Raw genomic sequence first — 25,917 nt, 5'->3', positions numbered from 1 at the left:
ATTTTTTCTTTGAAAGTAAGTTCATGACTGATTTTGTTAACTGGCTTCACCACGACACGGCAGGGCTTTTGCTCCTTGCCGGTCTGGGCATTGCCGTCTTGCTGGTTTTGATTATCAAGGTCAAGCTGGAACCCTTTATTGCCTTGCTCGTGGTCGGCATTATTGTGGCGCTTGCAGGTGGGGTGTCGGTGCAGGATTTGGTGGGATCGGCGACCAAGAGCAGCGACGCGATCATTGAAAAGGGCTTCGCCGGGATCCTCGGCCACATCACCGTGATCATTGGCCTGGGTACTGTCCTGGGTGCCATCTTGGAACGATCCGGTGGAGCCGAAGTCCTCATGGGCCGGCTCGTAAAGCTCTTTGGTGAAAAGGGCACGCCCCTGGCCATGGGTGTCACCGGCTTTGTCCTGGGTATTCCGGTGTTTTTTGACATTGGCATCTTTGTTTTGGCTCCGCTTGTTTATGTGGCGGCCGTCCGGGGCGGAAAATCGCTGGTTCTCTACGCTCTCCCGCTGCTGGCCGGACTGTCCGTCACGCATGCCTTCCTGCCGCCGCACCCAGGCCCCGTAGCCGCCGCTGGCCTGTTCCATGTGGATCTGGGCTGGCTGATCATCATGGGCCTGGCCTGCGGTATCCCTGCCTGGTTTGCCTCCGGCATCCTCTGGGGCACCTGGATCGGAAAGCGCGTCATGGTCAACGTGCCTGAGGACCGGATCATCCCGGAATCCGATGAGGCCAAAGCCCTGGGCGATCCGGCACTCGGTACCGTTCTGCTGGCTATCGGCACGCCCATGCTTTTGATCCTGGGCGGCACGTTCGGCAACATCATGCTGCCCGACGGCGGCCTCCGTACTACCTTGCAGTTCTTCGGCAACCCGGCCATCGCCCTTACAGTGGCTGTGCTGCTGGCCATGTGGCTGCTGGGCACCCGCCGCGGCATGAGCGGGCAGGAGATCTCCGAACTGACCTCATCCTCACTGCGTCCTGTTGGCATGATTTTGCTAGTTGTGGGTGCCGGTGCGTTCTTTGGCGCCGTGCTGGGTGCCACCGGTGTGGGCAAGGCAGTGGCCGATTCCCTCGCCACTGCCGGGCTGCCTTTGCTGCTTTCTGCCTTCGTGATCTCAGCTGGTATGCGCATCGCCCAGGGTTCGGCGACGGTTGCCATCGTCACCACCGGCGGAATCCTGGCCCCGAGCGTCCTCGCCGCCGGGTACTCGCAACCGCAGCTGGCCCTGATCGTCATGGCGATCGCCTCCGGTTCCGTCATCGCCAGCCATGTCAACGATGGCGGCTTCTGGATCATCTCCAAGTACTTCAACATGTCCGTCAAGGACACCCTGAAAACCTGGACGGTCCTCGAGACTGTACTCTCCGTGGTGGGCTTCGGCATGGCCGCGTTGATCTGGCAGTTTGTCTAACGCCACATTGCTTCACGGCACACAAAAGGGGGCGTATGAAATTTCATACGCCCCTTTTGGCATCCCACTAGGGTTGTCACCAGCGGGCCGATCCGCGCTGCTGCGATGATTTTGGTCGATCTTGGGAATTCTCGCATTCTTGCGTTTTTACCCGTGCGCTTCATTGTTGACTTGGGTTCCGCAGTCCCATTCCGAGTGCAATGAACAAACTATTTTGAATCAGCCGGCATGGCCGAGCACCAGGCCACCGTCCATCGGAGCCAGAAGAAGGGGGTGGTGTGGAGCGGAAATCCTGTCCCGTACGACGCCCGCGGACCGGACACCTCACCGGGCTACCTCTATGGGACACTCCAAAAGCCGCAATTACAGAACCGCATGTCAGCGGGTGGTTCGTGCGGTGGGGGACCGGCTTGCGGGACACGTTGGCTATGTCCATTTGGGACATCCTGGCGGTCAATGTCGGGTGCCGGCGTGGGAACTGCTTGCCACGGCTGCCATACTTGCCTTAGGAAGGCGTCGGGCGTTGTCTATAGGGGGATTGGGAATCGTGAACGGTTCACTGTGGATGTTGGTGGTGGCCGGTGTTTTTGTGCTGGTTGTCTTAGTGCTTGTAGGACTGCTGGTGGTGGGACGGCTACGCGGACGCACCCCGGATCCCGAAGCGGGGCCGCCGGAACATGTGCCGTACCCTCGAGGGGAAGCAATCCCGCCTAGGGGATCCCGGTAGCTCGTCATTCCGCCGCGGCAGCGGTCGGCCGCAAAATCAGGCGAGCCGCGCACCTCGGTAGTGACTCAAATTCCTTTGAAGACTAGATCCGTACTCTGGGACGCCAACTGCATGGCGACGCGTTCTGCCTTTGCCTGACAACCCAATTTAGCAACACTAATGGCCCAGTCAGGGTTCCGATAATGGGGCGTGTCAGGTCCTCGCAAACGCTACTTCTGGTCGCGTCTCCGCCTTAGCGCTCCGCCGCAACGACATCCGAGTGCTGCGTGGATCATGTTTGGCCGCGAAACGCAGGCCCTATGCGTCCTAGCCCGTGAGACGATGAGGAGCATGGACACCGAGCAAAAAGTAGCCATCGGTTTGACCGAAGATGAACGCAGCGTCCTGTTCCAGGGCCTTGGACAATGGGGCGGTCCGGCCAAAGGGACAGAGGCGATGGCAATTGCGATTGGCTTTAGCGGGACTTCCGACTTGTACCGGGACGGCTTTCGAATTGCGGCTGACATCCGGTCGGGAAGCCCACTAACCATTGTCGACTGGCATCGCGCAGTTCTGGCCACCGAAATCATGTTCGCAAGTGACGTTGTTGGTGCCGGACTTGAATGGCACGGTATTACTGGCTGGGATGACGCAACAACCCTTCACCTCTTACGTGCCGTGCAACTCAAAGTCCTGAACGCAACCGCACCTATACTCCGCGGTGACTAAGCCCCAGCAGGTCCTCACTAGTAGGATTCTGGCGGCACCTTTGCCCGCAGAAGGTTCCATTTACAGCGCAGCGGATTTGAGGTTCAGCGCCGGGACGAGGTCCGTCAGGCGGCCCAAAGTCTGCGGCTGATCGGCGCCTGCACGATTGAGGTGCATAGCCTGAAGCCCGGCGCTACGGGCCCCTTCAATATCTACGCGGTAATTATCACCGACGTATAGGACCTGACTTGGTGATAGCTGCAGGCACTCGCACGGCAGGATGAATGCTGCGGCTTCCGGTTTGGCATGGCCCATTTGTTCAGAACTGAAGAAGAGATCCAAATGGGGTTCAAGACCGATCCTGCTGATCTTCATTGCCTGCTGATCGTGATTTCCATTGGTGACGACGCCGACCGTCATGCCGCAACCTCGCAGAGCCTTCAGGGTCGGTACCGCGTCTGGAAAAGCCATCCAGGCATTCTCATAACTCTGCAAATAGACAGCGAACATTTCGTCAAGCTCAGAGGCGCCAACTGAATCGTGCTGACCTATCAGAGGCAGAAACTGGCAGAGTCGCTCTCGGCGCTGATCCTGAAAGTTGAGCTCCCCTGATAGGAAACGGTCAAAACTGGCTTGCTCAATCTCAAACCAAGAACTCGAAAGCTCGGGTGTCAAGTCCACCCCATAATTCCCAACAAAAGCCGCCAAACCATCACGAGCGGAAGTCAGGTGATCGAACAGGGTGTTATCCAGGTCAAAGAGAACGGCTCGAATATCCACGCACCCAGACTAACCGCCGTCGCCCTCCACCACGGAGCGCTGGCATCGGTCGCGCCTTCGCGTCCGTCTGTCCCGCACAGCGTTCCCGCTACAGACACGGCAGGCTACTGCAGACGGGTAGTGAAATTGGCGCTGACAGCTTCAAAGTATGACGGTTGAATAAGGCATCAGGGCTGCGGTGTTTTTGCTTTTGCGTCCGATGCATCCCCAGCAACGAAGAGCCTAATTACGAAGACGCCAACGACCGCAAATATGAATGTAAAAAGAAGCCCATCGAATGGTGCTAGATACTTGCCAAAGTTGTAGGCCGCAAAAGCACAGGCAAAAATGGTCAAGCTGGTCACGAGCTTCTTTACTCTCATGGTGTTGATCGTCTCACGGCCGTTCGGCGTTTGACAGTACGCCACAAGAACAGCGGAAGTAGATCGGCCACTCAAGCTGTTGCGCAAGACTCCGGCGTACAAGACTCGCTAATCGTTCCCCAGGTTCCATGCCCAGTGCCCGCACAAGGTTCCCTCTACGGACATGCTGCCTAAAGTGGTTCACGGCTTCGGACCGATAGGTTGGCCCTCGATCCACCGCCGACTCAGGGTCAGTTTTGATGGCCAGTGGGAATGCCATCTGAGGGTCATTTCTAACCCAGGGTTTCCATCTTCGCCCGTGGAAAAGCTTTGGCGTAGACGCTGGCGGCCACGGTGACCAGTAACAAGAAGCCCAGTAACCCCATGCCCACAGAATTGCCCGAGACCGCATCCTGGTCGACGCCGACGGTACTGAAGATGGTTCCCAAGGCCACGCCGATCACGCCGTACCCCAAAGCCATGATGCCGACGGCGATGGTTTTCTGGGTCTGGAACCAGTGGTCATCTTTGAAGAATTCTCTTGTGGTGGCCCCGCCGATCGCGAATACCACTGCTGCGATGACGCAGGGGACGGCGATCATGAGTAATGACGAGCCGTAGCCCACACCATCAGGGCCCACATGGATGGCTATGCGGCTCGGGATATGGGGGCTGAGTAGCAGATGCAGCACGGCGACCAACACGATCGAACAAATGGGGGCGACGAGCAACAAGGGAATAGCCCTGTTTTTGGCGCTTGGTTGCGTTGAATCTGGCAAGCCGGAAATATTGGTCAAACTGTCCCCTTTGTTTTGTCCGCCCCATGAATCCAGCCGAAGGGTCGTCAATTACCCAGCCAGCCGATACCTCATGGTGAACGCCGAACACGGGACAGAGCGCCACCGTCCCCGTCTGGTCCATTATGCCTAGCTGGAGCCTTGAACCCGAAAACGACCACTCCAAGCGCAGGGCGTCCCACAGAGGATTCCCGTTGTGAACCGGATAGTCGCTGAGCTTCACGCGTCCGGGCATCGAGAATCGGGCAGCCCGTCATCGCCCGGCTTGTGGGACGGCGCACGTGGGATACCACTTATCCCACGGAGCTCTTGTCACACCCCCATCTAATGACGTGCGAACCCTTGGTCCACCAACCTTCTTCTATCAAACCATTGAGAGCTGCAGCAGCGCGTTTAGCTGTCGGTGCACGTATTCTCAGCTCGTGAGGATCACAGGGCCGTCGTCCGTGATGGCGATAGTGTGCTCGCTGTGTGCGGTGCGAGCTCCTGTTGCGCTTCGCAGTGTCCATCCGTCAGGGTCGGTAATGAGCTCGGCGGTGTCCGCCATGACCCATGGTTCGATGGCCAGCAGCAGGCCGGGGCGGAGCTTGTATCCCCGTCCGGGGCGTCCGTTGTTGGAGATGTGAGGGTCTTGATGCATTGTCGATCCAACTCCGTGCCCTCCGAAGTCGGTGTTGATGAGAAAGCCGGCAGCGGTAAGGACGGATCCGACCGCGTGGGAGATGTCCCCGATACGCGCTCCGGGGGTTGCGGCCGCGATGCCGGCCTCAAGTGCCCGCTGAGTCGTCTCAATCATCCTGAGGTCAGAAGGGTTCGGAGATTCTCCGACTATGAAGCTTATGGCGGCATCGGTGACGATCCCCTGGAGGGAGGCAGCCAGGTCAAGGGTGAGCAGATCGCCATTCTTGAGGGCGTAGTCGTAAGGCATTCCGTGCAGCACGGCGTCATTGACTGACGTGCAGATATAGTGCCCGAAGGGCCCATCTCCAAATGAAGGATCGTAATCCACGTAGCTGGAGCGGGCTCCCGCATCGGTAATCATCTCCCTGGCCCACTGGTCGATTTCTAGGAGGTTTGTGCCTACTTTGACCCGATCTTGCACGCCCTGGAGCACTGTAGCGATGAACCTGCCACTGGCTTTCGCTCGCGGTAGATCAGCTGCGCTGAATATTTCGATCATTCGTGGTCCTTTCATGGACTCCAATAATTATACCGGTAATACTATACCGGTACTATAGTTGGATGTATGGTCAGACTCCCACTCACAGCCGCTGAAGTTGAACGCGGACAACTATTAGGTGCACTTCTGCGTCAAGCAAGGAACGAACGCTCCATGTTTGAGGTGGCCGTGTCCGCAAGTATCTCCCCCGAGACGCTTCGTAAGATCGAAACTGGCCGTGTCGCCACTCCCTCATTCCCCACGATCGCGGCTATCGCGGAAGTCCTCGGCCTCTCCCTCGACGATGTCTGGTCCAAAATCAACCAGCCCGTACGAGCGCCTGAGTATGAACAAGTGTCGGGTCAGCAGATCGACCGTCTGGCATCCTAAATCCATGCGACCCTAGCTTCCGCAGAGCCCAATGGGCCGTCCCGCTGAGGGTTCCGCTTGTGGACACACCATTGCTGCGCAGAGGACTTTGGATCGCCAGTGCAGTCGCCTTCGGAAAATCACAGCGGGAATGGAAGGTTGTGCGCGATTCCCTATCGCGTAATTTCTGACAGTTCTTCCGCGCTCAGCTGTCGGTCTGCGTAGACAAGTCGAATCGCGTTCGGATCAGGGTTGCCAGCATCAATGCCCCGATGCGCCAGGGAGAGCCCGACCTTTTCTGCCACCCGTGCTGAAGCCACATTGTGTTCGAGCAAGTACGCCACGATCGGGAGGCCGGGACGGCTCATCTTCGCCTGCCTGACGGCCTCAAGCGAGAGTTCGGTGGCAAAACCCTGGCCCTGTGCGTCGAAGGCGAAGCGGTATCCAAGATTCCAGAAGGTATCTTGCTTGATGGAGCAGCCGCCATAGCCGATGATCGTCTGGCTTGCGGGGTTCCTTACAACCCAGGTGCCCAGCCCATCGCGGTCCCACGCGGGAATCCATCGATCCAGCATCACGCGGGTCTGTTCGATTTCGGTGTGTTGAAGGCTTGGGAAATGAGTCCAGACTCGCGGATCGCTACAGATCAAGTGCAAGCCAGCGGCGTCCTCGATCGTCGGGCGGTCCAGTAACAAGCGTTTCGTCTCAGTGATCATTTGGAGATTCTAGTTACAAATCTTTGAACAGTTCCACTGAGCGTTCGATGTGCGGACTACGAAGCGTGGCTTGAGCCTGTTGGCTTTCAACGCTATAGATGTTGGAAGGCCCCGATCAAAAACTGTGCAGCCCGGCGATGATGAAGGGGAACGAGGAGCCTGAGCAACGATGGAGGATGTCGATGTTTGCGCCTCTACTTTGGAGTAGGAGGAACAAGGATGGTGTATTTACCGCAGGTCAAGGTGAGGGCTGGTCCCTGGGATGCCAACGTGCAGTGTTGTGTCGGAAATTCCTCGTCGCCTGAGCCACCACTGACACTCGATCCGTAGGTGAATGGAGAGAGTTGGCGATAAATTCGGTAGCCGAAGGAGGGTCCTACGCCTTGCTGTTTGACGATGACGCTTTGCCCGTCGTCGGCGGTCACCTTGACTGAATTGAACGCGAACACTCCAAGGAACGAAAAAACAAAGTAGATCGTCCACCACGCCGCCGCGGCTAACGTAGTTAAGGAGATCAGCACACCCGCGACCACGCGCATCCATCTGCTGGGAATCAGAGGCAGAAGCGACGCGGATAGAAGCAACACACCGATGGCTGCGCTCGGTCCGCTGATCGTGAGGACAATGAAGGCGAATTGTTCTTGGCTCAGCCCCGCATGGAATATTTGGCCACCTGGGAGACTCGAACTAACTGACGCTAAAGCGATAAATCCAGCAGCCGTTATTCCGGCAATCGCTGCAAATCCCATGCCCCACCGTGCGGGTCGACAGACTGTCGCTTCCGGTCGTGCCGATCGAACAACCGAGGTAGCCATTAGAAATCCATCCTGATCTTTGGGCGATGGGTTCAGGTTCCAGTCTGACATTGGGCCCATGAAAGCTTGTCCTACCACGGGTTGATTCTGTCGCCGGGGGTGGCCAGCTGGGGTTCCCCTGTGGTCAACCCAATCGTTCTCGCAGCCCTTGACGAAAGGGGGGCCAATACGACGTTTTGAGTGCCCCTATTTGACCACGGCCTCGGTGAGAGTCAGCCGCGCGGCTCTGACCATGTAGTACCCGAATGCGCTGGTGACGCACGCGCTTCCGACGCCGACAACGCCCCAGACTGTGGTCCATTCCGTTTGTGCTGAAGTCAGAAGAAGCCCGACTATTGCGAACGCGAGCATGACCGATCCGAGATAGTAATCGATGGTGCGCCCGAAGAGCAACGGCATGAAAAAGAAGTGTAATGCGACGATGCCGGCGACGATCGGCATAATCCATTGGGCTAGGCTAAAGACCGATAGCAAGACGATCGCGGTGACGATCAGTCCACCTTGCACGCCGCTGAGAATGCTGATCCCTTTGTCGATGCGCGCATCGAAAGCCGTTTTGTCCCGCGGCATCGCTGTGCTTACAGAGATGAGCCGCACGGCTGTGGCAAGAAGGTACATTGACCAGGTGAGTGCCGCCGCGAAGAAAACGGAACCGGGCAGTGGCCATGCAAAGATCGCCCAAAGTGCGTAAACGGGCGTGAATCCAGCCATGGGGAAGAGGCCGGAAGCGATACCTCGCAGGACCGTGCCCGGCTGTGACTTGGTTGCTGTCGCCATGATGGGCCTTCCAGGTTGGCGCTGGTGTTGCCAGGCAGCATTGCAGCCTTAAAGAGTGATGATACAGACCAATCGGGGCCACGGTTTGAAAAGGACGTTACACTTTCAAGGCGTACGACGCTGGACGAACCTCTTGCACGGGGCCTGCTCTGCCAATATCAAGAGCCTTTCTGGTGGCGTCTTAGGGGAACGAACGCGATAGAACAGGCGGTAGTGGCTCCACTAGCGGATCGTCCCTCTAAGGTTTCGGCTTGCGGAACACTCCGAAATGCCTATCCGGACGGACCCCTTGCGGGTGCATCCCAGGCTAAGGCTGCGGGGTACCGCTGCTGGTTGCCAAGCTCTGATCAACCGATCACCCCTGCGTAAGGGCCGCCATTGCCCGCTTTTGCGCACTGTCTCGATCCACGCCCGCATCTGTCAGTGCCTGGTCTAGGCGGTCGCTAGGGACACTCAGGACCCCGAACAATAGGTGCTTGATCCCGACGTGATCGGAATGCAACTCCCGCGCGGTGCGCTGCGCTGCCTTGAGGGCGTCCAGAGACTTGCGGGTGAACGGGAACCCTTCCGAGGTGTCTTCCGGACCAGGGGAGGCGAAACGCATTATCGCAGCACGTACTTCCTCCGGCCAGATGCCCAGCGCCATCTCCACCGTGTCCGGAAAAGCGTGTATAAGCCCCAAGAGTAGATGCTCGGGACCGATGTACGAGTCATGCATCATTACCCTCGACTCTTCCTGAGCCAGGACCACCGCCCGCCGGGCATTGTCGGTATAGTTCCCAGACATCCTCGAACCGACCATGCCATTAATGGTAGTCTCCACGGCGCGTCAGCACCACGCAATTGCCGGCAATAACCAACCACGAAATTCGGCCACGTCAATGAATCAGCGTTCCGCAGAGCGTTCCTTGAACAGGCAGCTCTCTGGCTCAGGTCTTTACCGGCTGCGAGTATGTATACATGATGATCGTGGAAGAAATCTTGCTAGCGGCGCGGCCAGCGCTTGATGCAATTCTGACTCCAAATGAGATCGAGTGCACTCGTGTGGATGTGGTGACGTCGAAGTTCGAACCGGTCCAGTCATCCACGCTCGTCAGTGACGACTTACTGCTCCGAGTCATCGTGTATGACGAGGCGATGGGGTTCTGGCTTTATCCGCCCGAAGACGTCGACGGATTCACGGCACGTTTGCGTAGCGAATTGCAGGATTTCGTTGCGGAGAGTGGTTTCGGTTGGGGAGAGCTTCGTGCATAGTGTCCTGTTCAAGGTTGGAGCTACGGGACCGCCTAACCTGGTGTCCGCCATTGGTCCGCGATTAGATCAACCGTCGGAAGTTTCGAGGACTAAACCGCGCTGGTGAAGATTAGGGCTGGCGCTGCTGTCTCCAGGGTTTCGAGCTTGTGCATGGCTTCAATGAAATGTTTGGTTCGTGTATGCGCGTCAAGATGTTCTTGCGAGAGCCATCGTTCCGCAAGCATGAGTTCACAGTCATCATCACGAAGTTGAAGGAGCTCGTAGCTTACGCATCCAGGTTCCTTCAACGTTGCGGCGACCAGCCCTCGGTAGACGGTGAGGGCCCCTTCGAGATTCTCCGGTGCAACCGAAGATCCCACTAAAACGCTGATCATTCTTCTCCTAGATTCATAGACCGTTGGGGGCACTCGGCTGGTACATTGAGCTTTGCATGAGGCTACCAAGAATGAATTTGTCGCGCACGCACGCACGGGATGTTCCTACCCAATAGATTCAACCCGCAAAGCAAACGCTGTGCCGATCAGGATTCCCCTGCCGACAGCAACATCGATATCGAGGCCACTGTTGATTTGGGTGATTCAATGGCCCGGAGCCTGGCCGTAACCGTCAATACCCTGCACTCCAGCAGCATTGTTCAATGCACAAGCTGAACGCCACAACCTGACCACCTTAGGATAGATGGGCCCCATCCTGGCTGGCCAGTGGAACCCAGATACACCAAGACCAAAGAATTGGTTGGCACGGAAATATCCTGCCGTCCCGCATTTGACGTGGTTGAGACCGAACCGCCCAGTGAAGGTTCCCGTTATGAATTGTGGGAGTGACAGTCAATTCCTGAGCCCCTGCGATCCTCCCTTGGACAGCCCAACGCTTGTTGGCAAGGTGCCCCGCCGTCTACCCGGCAGCGCCATGATGTGCATCCTCCGGGATGCCATGGTGCTGGGCCACGGGCCCCGGTAAATTCTACTTTCCTGGGTCGACGGCGATGCTGCGTCTCGACCAGGCCAGCGAAACTGCGAAGATTCCCACGATGGTCGCGAGCCCGAAAGATGCTGACATGCCCAAGGTCGCGCCGGAGGGACCGTCCGCGCCCTCGACGGCAAGGTTGAAAATTAGGGCCATGACCGCTGTTGCGGTGATGAAGCCCAGGTTGCGTGCCAGCGTCAACATGGCGGAGACCGCACCCTGCTGCTCAGCGCCCGCCCGGGACATGATGGCTGTGTTATTGCCTGCCATGAACATCTGATTTCCTGGTGTCAGCACGACAGCGGACACCAGGAAACCGATCACTCCCCAGAGTGGGATTAGGACTGCGAAGCCCAACGCCGCAACCGTCATAGCTGCCAGCCCGACAATTGTCATACGCGTGGCACCCCATCGGTCAACCCAACGTCCGGCAGGCACCCCGGTGAGAATGGCGGCGACAGGGCCAACCGCCATGGCGAGCCCCATCCAACCCAAGTCCAGCCCGAGCCCCAGGGTGAGGTAAAACGGCGGAATGATGGTGAAGGTCATCATGATGAGCGAGCCGCAAAAATTCATGGCCAACCCGCGAAAGATGCCCAGCTCACGCAGTCTCTCCAGATCCACCAAGGGAGCAACCGCCCGCTTCTCCACCCGAACCCACGCTAAGAGACCCAGGGCCACCAAAAGCAGCAGTCCGGCAGTGCCCAACCAACCTCCCGGAGTCAGAGTCAAAGCCACTGCATAGCCGGCCAGCACCGCGGCCAACAGCGACAACTCAGTGATGTCCATCGACTTGGGCTGAAGTACCACTGCGCCGGCCGCGGGTAGTTTCCGCAGCAGCAGCCATGAGGCCACCCCGAGCGGAACAAACAAAAATACTGTGCCGTGCCAGCCCAGCGCACTGGCCGCAAGCAGGCCACCTAGTGCGGGCCCTAAAGCCATGCCAGTGGCCATAGAGGCGCCGATCATGCCCATGGCCCGCCCCATGTGACCCTTCGCCACGGTTTCTCGCACCAAGGTAACAGGCAAGGACAACATTGCGGCCGCACCCGCGCCTTGGACCGCGCGGGCGGCAATCAGAACCCCCAGGCTGGGTGCGATACTCGCGAGCAGGGCGGCCAAAACAAAAACTCCCAGACCCAACCTGAGTACACGTGCGCGCCCTAGAGTGTCAGCCCACCGACCCACCGGGACGATCAGTATGGTGCTGCTGAGCAGAAAGGCCAGGGTCACCCATTGGACTGACGACATTGCGACGTCGAATTCTTTTGCAACCGCCGGCAAGATCACATTGACCAAGCTGGTGCCCAAGGCGGCAATGACCATCACCGACGCAAGAGGCGCCACTTTAGCGATGAGTGATCCCGTATCAATTGCGGGGGCAGTTGGGTGGTCATGGGCGGTCTGTTGGTGTTCCATATCAGGGTCGATAGAAGCCCAAGATTAGTGCCGGCAAATGTACTTGCTGAGACGGCAAGATGCCGTAGGCTCGTGGCCATGATGAAGGCAGACCCCGAAGATCATGTGCTCCGCGAAGTCGGACAACGCCTGCGCACACTTCGGCTGGAACGCGGGCTGACACTGGACCAACTTTCCGAACAAACCGGCATCTCGCCTTCAACAATGTCCCGGTTGGAGACTGGAAAGCGCAACCCAACCCTGGAACTTCTCTTGCCTATCAGCCGGACATACCGTGTGCCACTGGATGACTTGGTGGGAGTTCCGGAGACGGAGGACCCCCGAGTCCGTCTGCAGCCCCGCACCATCAATGGGCGCGAGGCCTGGCCGTTGACGCGCCACTCCGACGGCGTGCAGGCCTGGAAAATCAAGCTGCCGTACTCCACTCGCCCGCCCCAGCTAAAGACCCACGAGGGATATGAATGGCTCTACGTGTTGAGAGGTCAGGTGCGGCTCATTTTGGGAACCCAGGACCTCACACTGGATGCCGGAGAGGCTGCCGAATTCGACACTCGGCGGCCGCACTGGTTCGGGAGCGCAAATACCCATGCCGCCGAGATTCTCAGTCTTTTTGGCCGCCAAGGCGAACGCGTTCATCTCCGCGAGGACACCACTTCACCCCACTAGGCAGATCCATGGGAAGCGCTCAACAAAAGAATGCCGGGCAGAAAGTGAATCCGGGCACTGGATGGCCGGGCAGGCGCAGCAAGCACCGGAGCCAGGAATGAAAAGAGAATGCACAGCGGCTTCAGCAGCTACGGCGGAAGTGGAACGCTAAAATCCCGGCCAAGGCACACTGTATCGACTGGGCTTGGGGCAACTACTGGTGCGTGGGAAGAACTGAGAGGCCCGCCTACTTAGTGTTCCGCCCACCGTTCCTTCACAGATCAGTTTGCCTGTCGACTCTCTTCCACCTAGAGCTGAGCAGTGGCATGTGACACACTGGGCCCATGGACCGTAAGTATTTCACTCGTGTCGCTGCAGCATTATTGGTAGTCGGTGCCATGACTGGCTGCGGCTCCGGCGCTCACTCCGGAAGTGTTGAAGTCGAAGTTCGTTCCATGGTTCCCGGGGCCCCAGGAGGCTCTTATGGGGTAAAGATCATTGGCCCTGATGGAAACCTGATAACTTCGCAAGAAGTCTCAGTAGGATCCACTTACGGCATCGAGGGTGTCTCCTTAGGCTGGATCTCTGTCGAGGCAACGTCCGGTTGCGCAGGTGAAAGTGAGCTGACTTTAGAGTCGCCCAGTATGCGGCTGGTAATAGACGGGGAAAACTGCATTCTCTCTGATTAGCTGGCGGTTCGTTCGCGCATCGAGACCCCGCCGCATCCGTCCTCCGGCGACGGTCCTCGGAGTCTCATCGGCTTCAGCACGTTGCATTCGAGCAAGATGTCCTGCTTGGCGTTCCCCTGCGGACAGGGAACTTGCGATAGGTCATCAGAGCGCGCGACATAGACTGGTGGTGTTGGCAGTCGGACGGCGACTTTCTTGGGGGAAAGCAATTGAATATTTTTCTAGTGGTCATCTTCGCGGGAATCTTCTTTTATGTCCTGTACGGAGTCATTCGGGCGGGAACTCGGGATGGCATTATTGCCGCCCGGGAAGCCGAAAATGCTAGGGCAAATAGAAATGGTGGTCCTGTAGACCGCATCTAGATTGGATGAGTCGCGCACAAAGTTCCGCCACGGGATGTGTGGTCATTTGCGTTCATCGTCCAGGTTTCGCGGCTAAGTATCCCGGAATCCAAGCAGCCCGCGGACGTATCTACTCAGCTGGAGGTGCCTGCACCTGTGAGCCAGCCCGTGAGGGCTATAACCTCATAAGCAATCTCCGTGACAGAGCGGCCGTCGGTTGCCACACGATGAACGGACTTGACTGCGTTTACGTCGAGTTCTCGTGCGGCACGATTGCTGCGCTCCACATGCTGGTCAAGTGCCGACCCGACTTCACGACCTGCGAGTCTTACGCGAGCAGCGACGTCGCTAGCGGACAGGAGCACAGCAGTGCTGCGGACTTCACCGCCCATTGCGCCAACGAGTGTTTCGCTCTCCAGCACACTGACCGTGTTTGTGTAGATTAGATGCCGGTAGCCCGCCGCACGGTAGTTGCGCCACATCGCCGAGAGATTGAGTTCGGCCAAATGCAACCCTTTCCGCCACGGCTCAGGAAAGGCCATGTCAAGATTGTCGCCTTCGATGACCGCATGCTGTACCCCGGCCTCGGCAAGAAGGTGCGATGCCTCGAATGCCACGGTCGACTTACCAACGCCGGACCGACCGCCAATAAGAAGCACTTCACTTGGATCAGGGAATTCCATCCCTCCAGCCTGCCACAGAGCGACAGCAAGCTGGAATGCTAAAGGATCTTCGCTCCGAAGACTCCACATAGTAGCGAGCCTGTCGCACTCACCATTCCACTTTTGGGACTGAGGATTCCGCGAAGCGAAAGCATCGTGGCAAGCGCCATACTCGCTGTGTCCCGGCCGCGGACGCTGCCTGGTGTTGGCGCATAGTTTCGGTGCCCACTGCCCCGGCGTAGAGGTAGTGCCTGTTAAGCTCAGTTGGCGGCCTTTCACAGGTTCCTTTGGCGCTTCAAACAGATCCCGACAAAGATGGTTGACCAATCCGATGTGCCCGGGGGCTACCGGATGACGACGAAGGTTAGTACCAATAGGGGTCCTGTGGCACGTACCGCTTCTCCAGCAGCATGACCTCGTTATCGGTGAGCTTCACGTTGAGCGCGGCAACCGCATCCACCAGATGGTGGGGTTTGGTGGCACCAACAATGGGCGAAGCCACGACGGGGTTGTGGAGCACCCAGGCCAAGGCAACCTGGGCCATGGGAAGGCCACGGGCGTCGGCGACTTCACGCACCGCATTAACGATGGGTTCATCGGCTGGCGAGTCGAAGGTCCTGGCCACGGCATCCGAGTCCGCACGGTTGGTCTGCGCACCCCAAGGACGGGTCAGCCGGCCTTTCCCGAGCGGGGAGTACGGGGTCAAGCTGACACCCATGTCGGCGCACATCGGAATCATTTCCCTTTCTTCCTCGCGCTTGAGCAGATTGTACTGGTTCTCCATTGCTGAGAACGGAGTCCAGCCGCTAACAGCAGCCGCGGCCTGCAGTTTCGCGAACTGCCACGCGAACATGGATGAGGCCCCCAAGTGGCGGACCTTGCCGGCCGTGACGACGTCGTGCAGGGTCTCCATCGTCTCCTCGACCGGAACGTCGGAGTCGAATCGGTGGATGTAGTAGACGTCGATGTAGTCGGTGCCCAGGCGGTGCAGGGACGCATCGACCTGCTCAAGGATTGCCCTGCGGGAGAGACCGCTTCCCCCAAGACCATCGTGCATTTTCCCGCTGACCTTCGTGGCGAGGACGATGTCCTCTCGGCGGGCATAGCGTTTGATGGCGCGACCAACGAACTCCTCGCTACTGCCGCCCTGGTAGACGTTCGCGGTGTCCCAGAACGTGACGCCGAGTTCAAGTGCTTGGCGGAAGAACGGTTGGGAGGCGTCCTCGTCCAGGGTCCATTGGTGCAACCCGGTACCCGGGTTGCCATAGCTCATACAGCCCAGGGCGATCCTGCTAACGTCCAGGCCCGTACGGCCAAGGTTTGCGTACTCCATGGTGGTGTCCTTTCCAGGATTTTTCGTTACCGCGGCGCTGGACTTGATGTCAGCATAGTACCGGGGGATTCTATGCGGACTGGGCCCGTGCCGTGGATGAAAATGTCGCGATCCTGGGTATCGAATCCGGAGGTGACCCGTCTGAGCGGGGACTGGCCGACCTGATCGGGGACTAGGATACCCGCAGCGACGAGTTCCTCATCCGGTGGGCTGCAACGAATGCCGCGGGTAAGGAATTCACAACCACCCCCGACGCCTCTGACCAGGCACCCAAGACCACCCCGCCAGTGACCACGTCCATGAGGATTCACCGCCCTCTTCTGACACTTACCGCCAGCAGCCCGCCGAAGCAGGGATGATCGGCCACGCAATGTCCGGCCGAACTTTTCTCTTGCGGGCCTATCCGAGCGTGCCCAAGCCGACGGCCAAAACGAAGGCCACAAGGCTCGCCATAAGAACCCATTTAGGTTTGCTTAACCCTTTGAGGGAATACCGACCAACCGCCAGAGCCAGGAACGCGCTAGCTACCACCAGCAGAGCGAAAATGGCCCATGTGCTCGGCTGATGCAGTCGAATCGACAAGGTCAGATAGAACCAAACCGCAACGGCAAGAACCCCCCATTGAAGCAATGCCACCGATACTCTTGCTCGAGAACGCTCAGCCAAGGTAGGCACCCTTCCTGATTGCTGGTGGCGCCCAACTGCGGGCGCCGCGCCGGTTGTTGAAAGCATAACAACGGCAATGAGCAGAGGGACAGATCCTATGTTGCAGTCTTCACTTCAGCTGGCGATCAGCACAAGCGCTCTAGGCGATACGATGCTCACGTCGAACCGGCCTGCCCACGAAGGGATATAGCCAAACATCGGAGCTGCACAAACAAGCAGTCCCGCTCATCGTTCCGCTGCGGCGACCCCCAGACAGCAAGACACTGTACTTAGTGACGAGCGTCATAGAGCTGAATGGGACTATCTCGCGTCATGATTCTTAAGTTTTTGACTCTATACATATGGGAAGGGCTGTTCTTGCTTGCCCGTGGCAGCGATGCCGCGGTGGACGGGATTCCAAAGTCGAGGACAGCGCTTCAGTTTCCAGTCCTACGCTCGCCCCCGAGATGTAAAGGCTGGACTTCGGATCGACCCAAGGACTTCTGAGATTTCTCCTTGGACTAGGTCGAAGGAAGGCTAGGCCTGCGCTACCTACCCGGAAGCGTTGGCCTGGCCTTCAACCAATTTGAGATGGGCTCAGTGGTGAATTTAGAGACTACTTCGAGGTTCTTTGGAAGGAATGAGTTCTGATTCATCAGCCGGGAAGCCCTATGTGGCCCTGAGTCCTTGGTCACGGTGCGCTTCGTAAAGGTCCCTGTGGTTGGGGCCATCGCTGCTGGAATTGTCCTTACGTATCGGGATCGGCCGGAATATGACCACTATGGAAGAAGCGCCTGGAAGGGTCCTGGCCCGGTATGGTTGTATGTCGCATATATTCTGAGCGGATTTTTCTCTTCCATGGCCGCGCAATATCAGAGGTGGCATGTATTTGCCGGGTTTGATCTTCTGGGAATGCGTGCCGGGGGAGCCACTCTCGAGAAGGTCAGGCTAAGCAGACTCTGAGGCGCCCCGAACTCACGATACTTCGCCTTCAACAAGCACCCCTGGTACCCCGCAGACTGCGAAGCAGGACAGCACTTGGGCCACCGCTAACTGACGCCCGCCCGGCAAACACTCGCAAGCTTCAAGGAGAACAATGAGCAACAACTACCCACAGCCGCCAGTTGCAGGCTACCCGCAGGCTCCCGAACCGAACCCGTACGATGTCTCAGATATGCCTACCGGCCCTTTGAGGTCTTTCACGGTCACCTGGATTCTGGCCCTCCTGCTCGGCGGGCTCGGCATCGACCGTTTCTACCTGGGCAAGGTAGGGACGGGCATTGCCAAGCTGCTGACCGGTGGTGGCTTCGGCGTCTGGTCCTTGGTGGACTTGATCATCACCTTAACGGGCAAACGCACTGACGTTCACGGCCGTCCGCTGGATGGCTATGAGAAGAACAAGTTGATGGCCATCCTCGTTACCGTGGGCTTGTTCGTCCTCGAGTCTGTCCTGGCAGTGGTCCTCGTGATTTCCGGTTTGGCCGGCCTTGCTGCCGTTGGCACTGCCGTTGGAAATACTGACAAGCCCGCCATTGAATCCCCGACCGATTCTGGAGTGTCGGGAGAGAAAACGAAGGTGGATCCCTCCAAAGATGGCAGCGTCCCGCTGGGCACCACCGCAATTTACGAGGACGGCATCAAGCTCACGGTGATCACGGGAGGTTTCCTGCCCATCAGCGAGTTCGCCAACGTTCCGGGAGACAAGGCAGCGGCCTTCCAAATCACCGTCGAGAATACAAGTGACGCCGAGTTTGATGCGGCCCTGATGAGCTTCCCGAAGGTCACCTACGGTGCGTCCAATACTGAGGCGAAGCAGGTTTTTGACGACACCTTCACCTTCCAGTCGTTCTCCACCATCCTGCCCGGCGAGAAGCAAATCATTCAGGCTGCTTATGACATCCCGTCCGCCGAAGCTGACAATGTGCGCGTGGAAATGCGAGGGACCACTTACGGCGGCCAAAAGGCCATTTTCAAGGGCGCTATCAAGTAGCTCGTTTTCGCCCGCATATGCTCAACCCGCCGCCCTTGTCCGTCAGCCCGACCCCGTCCAGCCGGACCCGTAGATGGTTCTGCAAACAGCGCATCCTCCGGGAGCAATTCAGCGTGGCTGTTTGCGGTGACATCACTGACGGTCGGGTGAAAGTATCCTGAGAAAATGGAAAAGGTGCTGCTTGATCACGTCGTCGAAGTATCCTTTGTTCTCCCCGAAGCACGCGAAATGCGATGGATCAGCTGGGCCAGTGAAAGCGGTGGACCCCTGAACGGCGTCCCCTCAGGCAACAACCGCTTGCGGTTGAGTGCAAAGGGGCGGGACCAGCGAAGAAACGATTGATGGCTATCTCATTGAGTTGTGGCCCGCCCAGCCGGCACCTGATGCCGTTCTGCGCGCAAAGAGCGAAGATGGTCGGTTTTGGCACCGCGAAGTCGGCCAGCACCGCTAACAAGCTTTTCCAAGTATTGCTTGGGCCCAAGGCGGATGCAGACCGAAACCCATCCGTTGAGGGTTCCCCGGCAGCAGTGATCGAGGTCCGAAAGTGGGCGAGCATCAACGCCAAGCGGAATTCTTGCCGTTGATGCTGCTCCTGTTGGCCCGGGGTTAACTGCGTGTGGCGCGATCGTGAACTGTGACTGCATATCCGTCGGGATCCTGAAAGACGAATGTCATTCCGAACGGGCCTTCAAAGAGTTCTCGAAGGATGGTGGCACCGGCTTCCGCGACAGCATGGTGCAAGGCGGCAGCCTCAGGATCATGCAGCCAGAGTGCGACGCCGAGCCCGAGCTTTCCGGATTCGAGATCCACTCCCGGCTCGGGGTCGCGTATCGCGAAGGTCGGCTGAGTATCGAAGACGACGGCGTGTGGAGGCGAGAATGGTGCTCGTGTCAGACCGACGGTGTTCTCGTAAAAGGCCGCGGACTTCTCGAGGTCGCGTACCTGTAGGGCAATGAAGTCGGGACCGGTGACGGCCATGGCGATACTCCTTCTATGTCAGTTTCCTTACATTAAATTCTATGTCAGAATTCTTACATGAGCAATAGTGAAGTTCAAGTCGGGTATCTGGTGAAGCAGGCGCAATCGTTGCTTCGCCTTCGCATGGAATCGGCTCTGCGCCCGCACTCACTCACGGTTTCCCAGTACTCGTGTCTTCACCGCCTACGTCGCGAGCCGGGCATCTCCGCTGCCGGGCTAGCGCGCGCCACATTTATGACGCGCCAGTCCATGAACTCCATGCTGCAGCAATTGCTCGACCGCGGCCTGGTTGAACGCCCCGCCCGCCCTGACTCCGGTCGGGCGTTACCGACTGCACTCACGGCGGCCGGTACTGACCTCCTCTCCGCCGCCCAGGCCGAAGTGGATCGAGTCGAAGAGAGCATGCTTTCGGGACTTAGCCAGTCCGATCTCATTGCTCTCACTCGCGGACTCAACGCATGTGTGAAAGCGCTGGAAGGCTGATCTGGAAAGAACGATGGCTTACATTGGCGGACGCGCCGAAGGGCGGACACCATGGAAACCCGGCTTATCCGCAGCGCTCAGTTCACCACGGACAGCGGCGCCGCGCTTCGGGTAGTCAGTGAGAGGTCGTGAGTGCAGTTGTGAACGAAGCGACATCCAGCGCGGGTAGCGGTAGTGCTGGCCGGTCGCTTGCCCGGAGTCCGTCGAGTATGAGTGTTAGATACCGTCGCCACAGCTCGGGACTTGCATCGCTCATCCGGTAAACACCATTGAGCATGGCGAAGATCGGGCCGATGTCCGTGACGGTTACCCCTTTGCGGAGAACTCCCGCCTTGCTGGCTCGGTCGAACAACGGAGATAGAACGGCGACGATTTTCTCAGCGGCACGCTCGTTCGGTCCGAAGCTATCGTGTCCAAGAAATGTCTCACACAATCCGCGATCCCGCGCCTGGCTGGCCGCTGTGACCTCAAAAAAGGTCACGATTGCTATCCACGGGTCTTCGATATCTAGCAACGTTTGCGCCTCGGACAAGGCAGAATCGACCGCCGCGTCGTACAAGGTCTCGACGATCTGGCGTTTGCTGGCGAAATTCCGGTAGACCGTCCCGACTCCGATTCCCGCGTGCTGGGCGATGTCCTCCAGCGTTGCCGAAAGCCCCTGCCGTGCAAACACCTCACGCGCCGCCTGCACAAGACGCTCACTATTCAAGGCCGCGTCTTTGCGTTTCGGGCGTGCGAGGGGTTCGTTGATTGGCATCAAATCATTATCCATCTCCGATGGGTCACCACCATCAGATTGGTACTCGCCGATGCAAATGTCATCTAACGGCCAATTGCAATGGCGCGCAGTTGCTCGGCCACCCGCTCGAGTTCAGCGGACTCCGCGGGAGAGGCGTTGCTCAGGCCGCTATGTGCGGCCGTCGGTCCACTCAGGAATCTGCGGAACACTGCCACGAGGAAGCCTTCAGGCATGGTGCGCAACGCGCCAAAGGCTCCGGGGACCGGCCGCGTCGGCATGGCTCCGAGGTTCAGTCTCATGAGCCGGATCATGGCCTTTATCCCTTCCTGGTTGCCGGCCAAGGCCCCCGGGCCGCCCGCAGCGTACACGGCCTGCCCCAGCGGCACCGCGAACGCGGCATGCGTTTTGAGCCAGGCGTCCATCTTGGGTTCGACCTTGGCGTTGAGTCCTGCCGAGCGGAACGCCTGCACGATTCGTTCCAGCCGCGGAGTCACGCGACCATCGGGTTCGCCAATCGGCATCGTCACCAGGCGGGTCATTGGCGAGCTCGCCCTGTAGCGAACCACCTGCCCGTCCATGGTGCCAGCCTCCGTGGGGAAGCCGAGCATCACGCGCCCGCGGCCGATTGCCGCGCCCAACGGCTCCGGACCGGCCGCCCAGCTCACAAGGAACAGCACGTCTCCGTCGAGCCCGGCGATCGACTCGAGCACGGTTTCCACCTGATGGGCGCGGACCATGACCGCTATCAGGTCATACGGGCCGGCCGGGTGCTCGACCACGGGGACCGGAACCTGCCTAGTGGCAGGGCCGTCGCCCTCGGCGAGCAGTACGCCGTGCTCTCGAAGGGCAGTCAAACGCTCGCCCCGGGCGAGGAGGGAGACGTGGTGCCCGGCCTCATGCAAGCGGGCCGCGAACAGGCTTCCGGTAACCCCGGCACCGTACACAAGAATTTTCATGGCTGCTTCCCTCTACCTGACTAAGCGGAATTGTTCATTCCGCTACCAATCTACACTGAACGGAATGGTCAATTCCGCTTGGTGCTGTGCGCCGGTTCTTAAACCATCCGCAAGAAGGACCAAACATTGACAACCGTCCCGATATACATGATCAAATCCTGCGACAGGCAGCCCAATGGAATCCGCTATTCCTATGCAGGAAACCCTTGCTGGGCGAAGCTACGGCGACCTACGGCGAATTGAGAAGGAGAACTGCGCTTTATGATGTGGGGTTAGAGTGGGCCAATGACGACGATTATTTCCGCCCCTGGTGATCTCATCATTGCCACTAGTGACGGCATAGATGTGCGCTTTGCCGGTATAGATCCGACGTTTCTACTTCCGCCCGGCGTAGGTGAATCTTCAGAAATGCAAGGCGTTGCCGTCTACATTGAAGGCGTGCCGAGCCTTGAGACGCGCCTTCGGGATCAACGTCATGTCCAGGAAATTGAGCACTGGGCGGAGTTGCGAAAACGTCACGGGACAGAGGCCGCTGGGCGATTCCCCATCATGCCCGGCGAGCCCGTTCTGAGCCGGGTCAAAGTGCGGCTCACGGACGACGTCGGCACGGAATACCGCTGGGTTGGCGGGAAAGTGGCTGGCACCGGAACCGAGTGGGACGGGTGCTGGGGCTACGCTCCGGAACCGCCGATGAGCGCAAGACTCCTCAACTTTGAGTTCACCCTTGATGGTGAACCCACCGGCAAGAGCTGCAAGGTGCAGCTCAGCTAGGCATCACCCGATTGCCCTGGTCCTCCCGTTTGTCAGCCCATCCGGCGAGGGACAGGAGATCGGCCAGGTGGTGCTCCCATAGACCAACAAGCCGCCGTTGCTCTCGGGCGTTAGTGTCTTTCACGTTGACGGCGGATCATGCGCCGAACCCATATCGGTCGCAAATGACACATCGGCTACAGCTGGCCCGCTTGTCACCATCGTCGCTTGCACCGAAGGTGCGGCAAGAGTTCGGCTGAAACGATGGCCATAGCAATTGCGAGCGGCCAGCAAGTAGAGGAGAATCCTGGGCATGAAGCAAGCAGCAGGGAAGAAACCCGTCATCGTGTTAGCTGTTGCAGTCGCGCTCATGGCCATAGGTTTGGCCATCGCACCCCGAGACAACTTCGGCCTCATGTCCGTGCTTGCTGTGGCCTTATTGTCTGCAGGTACCTCGCAGGCAATATTGCTCGTGATCCGGTGGCGAAGATACTCAAAACATCAAAAAACCACAGTTTCACGGGCGTAGCTATCGGGGAGAATTCTGGTGCGCCTCACATCAGCACCCGGAAGGCCTGATTCTGAGGCGGCCTGGCTGACCTTGGCCGACAGCACCAAGAAGGCGCTCAAGAATGCCAAACAGCAAGGTTGGAAAATAGCTATCGTCGCCAACGGAACAATGACTCAACAAAATCTCAAAATCCAAAAAGTCGGGCTGGATCCGTACGTGGATGCTGTGGTGACCTCCGAAGCAGTAGGCGTGAAGAAGCCTGATCCCAAAATTTTCCACATTGCAGCCCAGCGACTGCATTCCGAGGTCACCGGAGGTTGGATGGTGGGGGACCACCCAACCGCTGACATTTCCGGTGGCCAAGCCGCAGGTCTAGAAACGATCTGGGTTTCACGAGGCATGAAATGGCCTGCGGAAGTACGTTTCCCCACGCTCATTGCGCCGACGGCGGCCGAAGTAATCAATGCTGTCGTCCGCCGGGGTACGCTCGCCAGCTAATGTTCAGACGCTGGCAGCGTCCTGTCCCCGGAAGACCTACTTCGTCAAAGCCGCGGCCCTGCGCGAGCCCAGCTTCGCCGAGATGCGCAGCCCCACGACGGCAGCCATCGGCCCAACCTCGCGCACCTTGGCCGGTGTCATGCGCGAGGTCAGGGAGGAGACGCTCAGCGCCGCAACCACGACGTCGTCGTGGTTGAATATCGGTGCGGCGACGCAGCGAACCTCGGGCTCATTTTCGCGGTCGTCGATGGAGTAGCCGCGTCGACGTACTGCAGCCAGCTCCAACCTCAATGCGGCCGGGTCTGTGATGGTCTTGGGCGTGATGGCTCGCAACGGCACCGACAGGATGGAGGAAACAACTTCCTCGGAACTGTAAGCCATGATGGCCTTGCCCACGGCCGTGCAGTAGGCCGGCATCGTGGCGCCCACACGGGAGGCCATGCGCACCGTGGCCTCATCCTCGACCTTGTCCACGTAGACCACGTCGTGGCCGGACAGAATCACCAGGTGGACCGTATTCGCGGTTTCCCGCATCAAGGCCCGTAGCTCCTCATTGGCGGCGCTGCGCAGATCCAGAGAATCCAAGTACGACTGCCCCAGGCGCAGGCTGCCAAATCCCAGCCGAAACTTTCCGCTGACCCGGTCCCGATCGATTAAATTTTCATCGATCAGCGGGGATACCAGACGCAGCACGGTGCTCTTGTTGATGCCGGAAATCTTTGCCAGCTCCGTCAGCGCCAAGCCCTCCGGCACCGCGGGATTCTCCGATATGACAGAGAGCAATCGCAACGCTTTGCGAAGAGAGGATGAGGAGTTACGCTGCTCGGCAATTTCGGTCATGGTCATAGTTTGCCAGCAGCGTCGAGCTGTTCCTGATCGTAGTCACGCATCCACCCAACAATTCCGGGGCGCTGCTGCCAAGGGTGCGGACCATCCAGCGGACGGAACTCAACGCCCATGGCCGCCAGCCTGCCGAGATGACCCTCGCTCAGGCGGCGCAGGAAGCCGGGGTAGTCTCGGCTTTGCGGGTCTGACCAGAAGACCTCGGCGATCGCGCTCAGGCGCGGGTAGGCGGCGTAGTCGATGCGCCGGGCCGAGGGCAGGTGCTCGGACCAAATATTGGCCTGGGCACCCAGCAAACGGCCAGGGAAGTCCTGCGCCGACGTTTGAGGCATCGGATCAAAACTGTAAACCGCCTCCAGCGTGGTCACAAAGCCCACCGGAACGGGTTCACCGTCGCCGTCGGCCTGGCGGTGATCCAGGTACAGCTTGTGCTCGGGGCACATGACGACGTCGTAGCCGCCGGCCAGGGCGTCCAGCCCGCCCTGGTACCCGCGCCAGGAGTGGACCAATGCGCCCTCGGGCAATCCGACGTCGCCAATCTCATCCCAGACGGCAGTCTTGCGACCGGCCTGGCGCAGATGCGCGGCCAACTGAGCGATGAACCAGCCGTGCAGCCCTGCCACGGATTCGTAGCCCAGATCCGCTGCGGCCTTGCGGGCGAACTCGCTGGCCTCCCACTGATCCAGCGGAACCTCGTCGCCGCCGAGCCCGATCCACTGCGACGGGAAAATCTCCATGAGCTCGTCGAGGACAACTTTGTAGAAGTCGACGGCGTAGGCAGTGGGCTCCAGAACGTTGGGGTTGATGCCCCACCGTGTCCAAACCTCCAAGGAAGAACCGGGCAGGCCCAGCTCCGGGTAGGCGGCGATGGCTGCCTGGCTGTGCCCTGGAACGTCGATCTCCGGGATAACGGTGATGTTGCGTGCAGCGGCGAAGGCCACAATTTCGCGCAGGTCATCCTGGGTGTAGAAACCGCCGTGCGGTGCCCCGTCGAAGATCCCGGCCCGCCACGCACCGAGCGAGGACTCGCGGCGCCAGGCGCCCACCTCCGTCAGCTTCGGGAACGCGTTGATCTCCACGCGCCAGCCTTGGTCATCGGTCAGGTGCAGGTGCAGCACATTGAGCTTGTGCATGGCGGCGACCTCAATGAAGCGCAGGACGTCGTTTTTGGGCTGGAAGTGCCGGGCCACGTCGAGCATGACGCCGCGGTAACCAAAGCGCGGCTTGTCGGTGATGGTCAGGGTGGGCAGAGTCCACGCCGAAGCACCAACCGGGGCCGCCCGGAAGGCCTGTGAGCCAAGGAGCTGCAGCACGGTTTGAGCGCCGTAAAGGGCGCCAGCATCCGAGGACGCCTCGATCAGAACCTTCTCGCCGATGGTGAGCCGGTAGCCCTCCGCGGGCTGCTCGGCGTCGAAAACGAAGACGATGGTGGCTTCGCCGTCGACGCCGGCCACGGCCAGATCCCACCCAGTTGCCGCGCCCAACGCCTTGCCGAACCAGCGGCGGGCATTGGCCAGGCGCGGATCGGAGGCGAGCGACGTCGTCGAAGCGAGGGTCAGGGAGGAGCCTGCGTCAACAACTGACCAGGGCGCGGGAACAAGAGTGTGGGAGGTCATGGAGAGCCTTTTC

28 protein-coding genes are annotated in these 25,917 nt (G+C 59.1%); 12 read left to right on the top strand and 16 right to left on the bottom strand.

Annotated elements, in window-relative coordinates:
- Nucleotides 1-23 precede the first annotated feature (23 nt).
- The 3 genes from CXQ94_RS17785 (at nucleotide 24) to CXQ94_RS17780 (ending at nucleotide 2,853) form a co-directional block, all read left to right on the top strand.
- The gene (locus CXQ94_RS17785; RefSeq protein ID WP_104091922.1) at nucleotides 24-1,418 is read left to right on the top strand and encodes a GntP family permease; all 1,395 of its coding nucleotides are present in this window, start codon (nucleotides 24-26) and stop codon (nucleotides 1,416-1,418) included.
- 547 nt (nucleotides 1,419-1,965) lie between these two features.
- A complete protein-coding gene (locus CXQ94_RS22265) occupies nucleotides 1,966-2,145 on the top strand; it encodes a hypothetical protein (protein ID WP_146070347.1) in 180 nt (59 codons plus the stop codon).
- 330 nt (nucleotides 2,146-2,475) lie between these two features.
- On the top strand, nucleotides 2,476-2,853 hold the full coding sequence (locus CXQ94_RS17780) for a hypothetical protein (protein WP_104091921.1): 378 nt from the start codon (nucleotides 2,476-2,478) through the stop codon (nucleotides 2,851-2,853).
- Nucleotides 2,854-2,913: 60 nt separating this feature from the next.
- Here the strand turns inward: CXQ94_RS17780 and CXQ94_RS17775 are convergent, their stop codons facing one another.
- The 3 genes from CXQ94_RS17775 to map all read right to left on the bottom strand — a co-directional run bounded on the left by CXQ94_RS17775 (nucleotide 2,914) and on the right by map (nucleotide 5,930).
- Nucleotides 2,914-3,612, bottom strand: a complete 699-nt coding sequence (locus CXQ94_RS17775; protein WP_104091920.1) for an HAD family hydrolase — start codon at nucleotides 3,610-3,612, stop codon at nucleotides 2,914-2,916.
- 634 nt (nucleotides 3,613-4,246) lie between these two features.
- Nucleotides 4,247-4,750 carry a hypothetical protein gene (locus CXQ94_RS17765; RefSeq protein WP_104091918.1) on the bottom strand — a complete coding sequence of 168 codons (504 nt, stop codon included), beginning with the start codon at nucleotides 4,748-4,750 and terminating at the stop codon, nucleotides 4,247-4,249.
- Nucleotides 4,751-5,165: 415 nt separating this feature from the next.
- Nucleotides 5,166-5,930 (bottom strand): type I methionyl aminopeptidase, encoded by a 765-nt coding sequence (gene map, locus CXQ94_RS17760; RefSeq protein WP_104091917.1) that lies wholly within the window; start codon nucleotides 5,928-5,930, stop codon nucleotides 5,166-5,168.
- Between the two features lie 66 nt (nucleotides 5,931-5,996).
- On the opposite strand from map, the gene CXQ94_RS17755 reads away from it, so the two are divergent.
- Nucleotides 5,997-6,299, top strand: a complete 303-nt coding sequence (locus CXQ94_RS17755) for a helix-turn-helix domain-containing protein (RefSeq protein ID WP_104091916.1) — start codon at nucleotides 5,997-5,999, stop codon at nucleotides 6,297-6,299.
- 152 nt (nucleotides 6,300-6,451) lie between these two features.
- On the opposite strand, the gene CXQ94_RS17750 is transcribed toward CXQ94_RS17755, so the two are convergent.
- The 4 genes from CXQ94_RS17750 to CXQ94_RS17735 all read right to left on the bottom strand — a co-directional run bounded on the left by CXQ94_RS17750 (nucleotide 6,452) and on the right by CXQ94_RS17735 (nucleotide 9,373).
- Nucleotides 6,452-6,994 (bottom strand): GNAT family N-acetyltransferase, encoded by a 543-nt coding sequence (locus CXQ94_RS17750; RefSeq protein WP_104091915.1) that lies wholly within the window; start codon nucleotides 6,992-6,994, stop codon nucleotides 6,452-6,454.
- 194 nt (nucleotides 6,995-7,188) lie between these two features.
- A complete protein-coding gene (locus CXQ94_RS17745; protein ID WP_104091914.1) occupies nucleotides 7,189-7,743 on the bottom strand; it encodes a hypothetical protein in 555 nt (184 codons plus the stop codon).
- 252 nt (nucleotides 7,744-7,995) lie between these two features.
- Nucleotides 7,996-8,586 carry a hypothetical protein gene (locus CXQ94_RS17740; RefSeq protein WP_104091913.1) on the bottom strand — a complete coding sequence of 197 codons (591 nt, stop codon included), beginning with the start codon at nucleotides 8,584-8,586 and terminating at the stop codon, nucleotides 7,996-7,998.
- Between the two features lie 355 nt (nucleotides 8,587-8,941).
- On the bottom strand, nucleotides 8,942-9,373 hold the full coding sequence (locus CXQ94_RS17735) for a Clp protease N-terminal domain-containing protein (RefSeq protein WP_181034286.1): 432 nt from the start codon (nucleotides 9,371-9,373) through the stop codon (nucleotides 8,942-8,944).
- 173 nt (nucleotides 9,374-9,546) lie between these two features.
- On the opposite strand from CXQ94_RS17735, the gene CXQ94_RS17730 reads away from it, so the two are divergent.
- Nucleotides 9,547-9,840, top strand: coding sequence for a hypothetical protein (locus CXQ94_RS17730; protein ID WP_146070346.1), 294 nt, complete (start codon nucleotides 9,547-9,549; stop codon nucleotides 9,838-9,840).
- A gap of 89 nt (nucleotides 9,841-9,929) precedes the next feature.
- Here CXQ94_RS17730 and CXQ94_RS17725 read toward each other — a convergent pair whose 3' ends face one another.
- A complete protein-coding gene (locus CXQ94_RS17725) occupies nucleotides 9,930-10,214 on the bottom strand; it encodes a putative quinol monooxygenase (protein WP_104091910.1) in 285 nt (94 codons plus the stop codon).
- Nucleotides 10,215-10,803: 589 nt separating this feature from the next.
- Nucleotides 10,804-12,225, bottom strand: coding sequence for an MFS transporter (locus tag CXQ94_RS17720; protein WP_104091909.1), 1,422 nt, complete (start codon nucleotides 12,223-12,225; stop codon nucleotides 10,804-10,806).
- 78 nt (nucleotides 12,226-12,303) lie between these two features.
- On the opposite strand from CXQ94_RS17720, the gene CXQ94_RS17715 reads away from it, so the two are divergent.
- Complete coding sequence (locus CXQ94_RS17715) at nucleotides 12,304-12,891, top strand: helix-turn-helix domain-containing protein (protein ID WP_104091908.1); 588 nt, start codon at nucleotides 12,304-12,306, stop codon at nucleotides 12,889-12,891.
- Between the two features lie 1,143 nt (nucleotides 12,892-14,034).
- Here the strand turns inward: CXQ94_RS17715 and CXQ94_RS17710 are convergent.
- Together CXQ94_RS17710 and CXQ94_RS17705 are read right to left on the bottom strand one after the other, a co-directional pair.
- Complete coding sequence (locus tag CXQ94_RS17710; RefSeq protein WP_104091907.1) at nucleotides 14,035-14,583, bottom strand: adenylyl-sulfate kinase; 549 nt, start codon at nucleotides 14,581-14,583, stop codon at nucleotides 14,035-14,037.
- 343 nt (nucleotides 14,584-14,926) lie between these two features.
- Nucleotides 14,927-15,895, bottom strand: a complete 969-nt coding sequence (locus CXQ94_RS17705; protein ID WP_104091906.1) for an aldo/keto reductase — start codon at nucleotides 15,893-15,895, stop codon at nucleotides 14,927-14,929.
- A gap of 1,741 nt (nucleotides 15,896-17,636) precedes the next feature.
- Between CXQ94_RS17705 and CXQ94_RS17695 the strand changes: the two genes are divergently transcribed.
- Nucleotides 17,637-18,530 (top strand): TM2 domain-containing protein, encoded by an 894-nt coding sequence (locus CXQ94_RS17695; protein WP_104091904.1) that lies wholly within the window; start codon nucleotides 17,637-17,639, stop codon nucleotides 18,528-18,530.
- Nucleotides 18,531-18,695: 165 nt separating this feature from the next.
- On the top strand, nucleotides 18,696-18,872 hold the full coding sequence (locus CXQ94_RS22700) for a hypothetical protein (protein WP_181034285.1): 177 nt from the start codon (nucleotides 18,696-18,698) through the stop codon (nucleotides 18,870-18,872).
- Between the two features lie 264 nt (nucleotides 18,873-19,136).
- Here CXQ94_RS22700 and CXQ94_RS17690 read toward each other — a convergent pair whose 3' ends face one another.
- Nucleotides 19,137-19,508 carry a VOC family protein gene (locus tag CXQ94_RS17690; protein ID WP_104091903.1) on the bottom strand — a complete coding sequence of 124 codons (372 nt, stop codon included), beginning with the start codon at nucleotides 19,506-19,508 and terminating at the stop codon, nucleotides 19,137-19,139.
- Between the two features lie 57 nt (nucleotides 19,509-19,565).
- On the opposite strand from CXQ94_RS17690, the gene CXQ94_RS17685 reads away from it, so the two are divergent.
- Nucleotides 19,566-19,991: a MarR family winged helix-turn-helix transcriptional regulator gene (locus CXQ94_RS17685; protein WP_104091902.1), complete on the top strand. Its 426-nt coding sequence runs from the start codon at nucleotides 19,566-19,568 to the stop codon at nucleotides 19,989-19,991.
- Nucleotides 19,992-20,106: 115 nt separating this feature from the next.
- Here the strand turns inward: CXQ94_RS17685 and CXQ94_RS17680 are convergent, their stop codons facing one another.
- Together CXQ94_RS17680 and CXQ94_RS17675 are read right to left on the bottom strand one after the other, a co-directional pair.
- On the bottom strand, nucleotides 20,107-20,748 hold the full coding sequence (locus CXQ94_RS17680; protein ID WP_181034284.1) for a TetR/AcrR family transcriptional regulator: 642 nt from the start codon (nucleotides 20,746-20,748) through the stop codon (nucleotides 20,107-20,109).
- 65 nt (nucleotides 20,749-20,813) lie between these two features.
- Entirely contained in the window at nucleotides 20,814-21,686 is an 873-nt protein-coding gene (locus CXQ94_RS17675) for a ketopantoate reductase family protein (protein ID WP_104091900.1), read from the bottom strand.
- A gap of 285 nt (nucleotides 21,687-21,971) precedes the next feature.
- Here CXQ94_RS17675 and CXQ94_RS17670 point away from each other — a divergent pair, with 285 nt between their 5' ends.
- The 3 genes from CXQ94_RS17670 (at nucleotide 21,972) to CXQ94_RS17660 (ending at nucleotide 23,445) form a co-directional block, all read left to right on the top strand.
- On the top strand, nucleotides 21,972-22,457 hold the full coding sequence (locus CXQ94_RS17670; protein ID WP_104091899.1) for a hypothetical protein: 486 nt from the start codon (nucleotides 21,972-21,974) through the stop codon (nucleotides 22,455-22,457).
- A 292-nt stretch (nucleotides 22,458-22,749) separates the two neighbouring features.
- Nucleotides 22,750-22,965 (top strand): hypothetical protein, encoded by a 216-nt coding sequence (locus CXQ94_RS22695; protein ID WP_104091898.1) that lies wholly within the window; start codon nucleotides 22,750-22,752, stop codon nucleotides 22,963-22,965.
- A gap of 18 nt (nucleotides 22,966-22,983) precedes the next feature.
- Nucleotides 22,984-23,445, top strand: a complete 462-nt coding sequence (locus tag CXQ94_RS17660; protein ID WP_258067181.1) for an HAD family hydrolase — start codon at nucleotides 22,984-22,986, stop codon at nucleotides 23,443-23,445.
- 36 nt (nucleotides 23,446-23,481) lie between these two features.
- Here CXQ94_RS17660 and CXQ94_RS17655 read toward each other — a convergent pair whose 3' ends face one another.
- On the bottom strand, nucleotides 23,482-24,285 hold the full coding sequence (locus CXQ94_RS17655) for an IclR family transcriptional regulator (RefSeq protein WP_258067179.1): 804 nt from the start codon (nucleotides 24,283-24,285) through the stop codon (nucleotides 23,482-23,484).
- Between the two features lie 2 nt (nucleotides 24,286-24,287).
- Nucleotides 24,288-25,904: a beta-N-acetylhexosaminidase gene (locus CXQ94_RS17650; protein ID WP_104091895.1), complete on the bottom strand. Its 1,617-nt coding sequence runs from the start codon at nucleotides 25,902-25,904 to the stop codon at nucleotides 24,288-24,290.
- Nucleotides 25,905-25,917 lie beyond the last annotated feature (13 nt).

This window comes from Arthrobacter sp. GMC3, assembly GCF_002929305.1.
Taxonomy (GTDB): Bacteria; Actinomycetota; Actinomycetes; order Actinomycetales; family Micrococcaceae; genus Specibacter.
Note: the sequence above shows the minus strand (reverse complement) of the source record. Positions and strands in the feature narration are given on the sequence as shown.

What these genes read in the sequence shown, in the direction of transcription:
- CXQ94_RS17785 (WP_104091922.1), top strand. Translation starts at nt 24, where the DNA reads ATGACTGATTTTGTTAACTGGCTTCACCACGACACGGCAGGGCTTTTG.
- CXQ94_RS17780 (WP_104091921.1), top strand. Translation starts at nt 2,476, where the DNA reads ATGGACACCGAGCAAAAAGTAGCCATCGGTTTGACCGAAGATGAACGC.
- map (WP_104091917.1), bottom strand. Translation starts at nt 5,930, where the DNA reads ATGATCGAAATATTCAGCGCAGCTGATCTACCGCGAGCGAAAGCCAGT.
- CXQ94_RS17755 (WP_104091916.1), top strand. Translation starts at nt 5,997, where the DNA reads ATGGTCAGACTCCCACTCACAGCCGCTGAAGTTGAACGCGGACAACTA.
- CXQ94_RS17750 (WP_104091915.1), bottom strand. Translation starts at nt 6,994, where the DNA reads ATGATCACTGAGACGAAACGCTTGTTACTGGACCGCCCGACGATCGAG.
- CXQ94_RS17745 (WP_104091914.1), bottom strand. Translation starts at nt 7,743, where the DNA reads ATGGGATTTGCAGCGATTGCCGGAATAACGGCTGCTGGATTTATCGCT.
- CXQ94_RS17740 (WP_104091913.1), bottom strand. Translation starts at nt 8,586, where the DNA reads ATGGCGACAGCAACCAAGTCACAGCCGGGCACGGTCCTGCGAGGTATC.
- CXQ94_RS17735 (WP_181034286.1), bottom strand. Translation starts at nt 9,373, where the DNA reads ATGTCTGGGAACTATACCGACAATGCCCGGCGGGCGGTGGTCCTGGCT.
- CXQ94_RS17730 (WP_146070346.1), top strand. Translation starts at nt 9,547, where the DNA reads ATGATGATCGTGGAAGAAATCTTGCTAGCGGCGCGGCCAGCGCTTGAT.
- CXQ94_RS17725 (WP_104091910.1), bottom strand. Translation starts at nt 10,214, where the DNA reads ATGATCAGCGTTTTAGTGGGATCTTCGGTTGCACCGGAGAATCTCGAA.
- CXQ94_RS17720 (WP_104091909.1), bottom strand. Translation starts at nt 12,225, where the DNA reads ATGGAACACCAACAGACCGCCCATGACCACCCAACTGCCCCCGCAATT.
- CXQ94_RS17715 (WP_104091908.1), top strand. Translation starts at nt 12,304, where the DNA reads ATGATGAAGGCAGACCCCGAAGATCATGTGCTCCGCGAAGTCGGACAA.
- CXQ94_RS17710 (WP_104091907.1), bottom strand. Translation starts at nt 14,583, where the DNA reads ATGGAATTCCCTGATCCAAGTGAAGTGCTTCTTATTGGCGGTCGGTCC.
- CXQ94_RS17705 (WP_104091906.1), bottom strand. Translation starts at nt 15,895, where the DNA reads ATGGAGTACGCAAACCTTGGCCGTACGGGCCTGGACGTTAGCAGGATC.
- CXQ94_RS17695 (WP_104091904.1), top strand. Translation starts at nt 17,637, where the DNA reads ATGAGCAACAACTACCCACAGCCGCCAGTTGCAGGCTACCCGCAGGCT.
- CXQ94_RS22700 (WP_181034285.1), top strand. Translation starts at nt 18,696, where the DNA reads ATGGAAAAGGTGCTGCTTGATCACGTCGTCGAAGTATCCTTTGTTCTC.
- CXQ94_RS17690 (WP_104091903.1), bottom strand. Translation starts at nt 19,508, where the DNA reads ATGGCCGTCACCGGTCCCGACTTCATTGCCCTACAGGTACGCGACCTC.
- CXQ94_RS17685 (WP_104091902.1), top strand. Translation starts at nt 19,566, where the DNA reads ATGAGCAATAGTGAAGTTCAAGTCGGGTATCTGGTGAAGCAGGCGCAA.
- CXQ94_RS17680 (WP_181034284.1), bottom strand. Translation starts at nt 20,748, where the DNA reads ATGCCAATCAACGAACCCCTCGCACGCCCGAAACGCAAAGACGCGGCC.
- CXQ94_RS17675 (WP_104091900.1), bottom strand. Translation starts at nt 21,686, where the DNA reads ATGAAAATTCTTGTGTACGGTGCCGGGGTTACCGGAAGCCTGTTCGCG.
- CXQ94_RS17670 (WP_104091899.1), top strand. Translation starts at nt 21,972, where the DNA reads ATGACGACGATTATTTCCGCCCCTGGTGATCTCATCATTGCCACTAGT.
- CXQ94_RS22695 (WP_104091898.1), top strand. Translation starts at nt 22,750, where the DNA reads ATGAAGCAAGCAGCAGGGAAGAAACCCGTCATCGTGTTAGCTGTTGCA.
- CXQ94_RS17655 (WP_258067179.1), bottom strand. Translation starts at nt 24,285, where the DNA reads ATGACCGAAATTGCCGAGCAGCGTAACTCCTCATCCTCTCTTCGCAAA.
- CXQ94_RS17650 (WP_104091895.1), bottom strand. Translation starts at nt 25,904, where the DNA reads ATGACCTCCCACACTCTTGTTCCCGCGCCCTGGTCAGTTGTTGACGCA.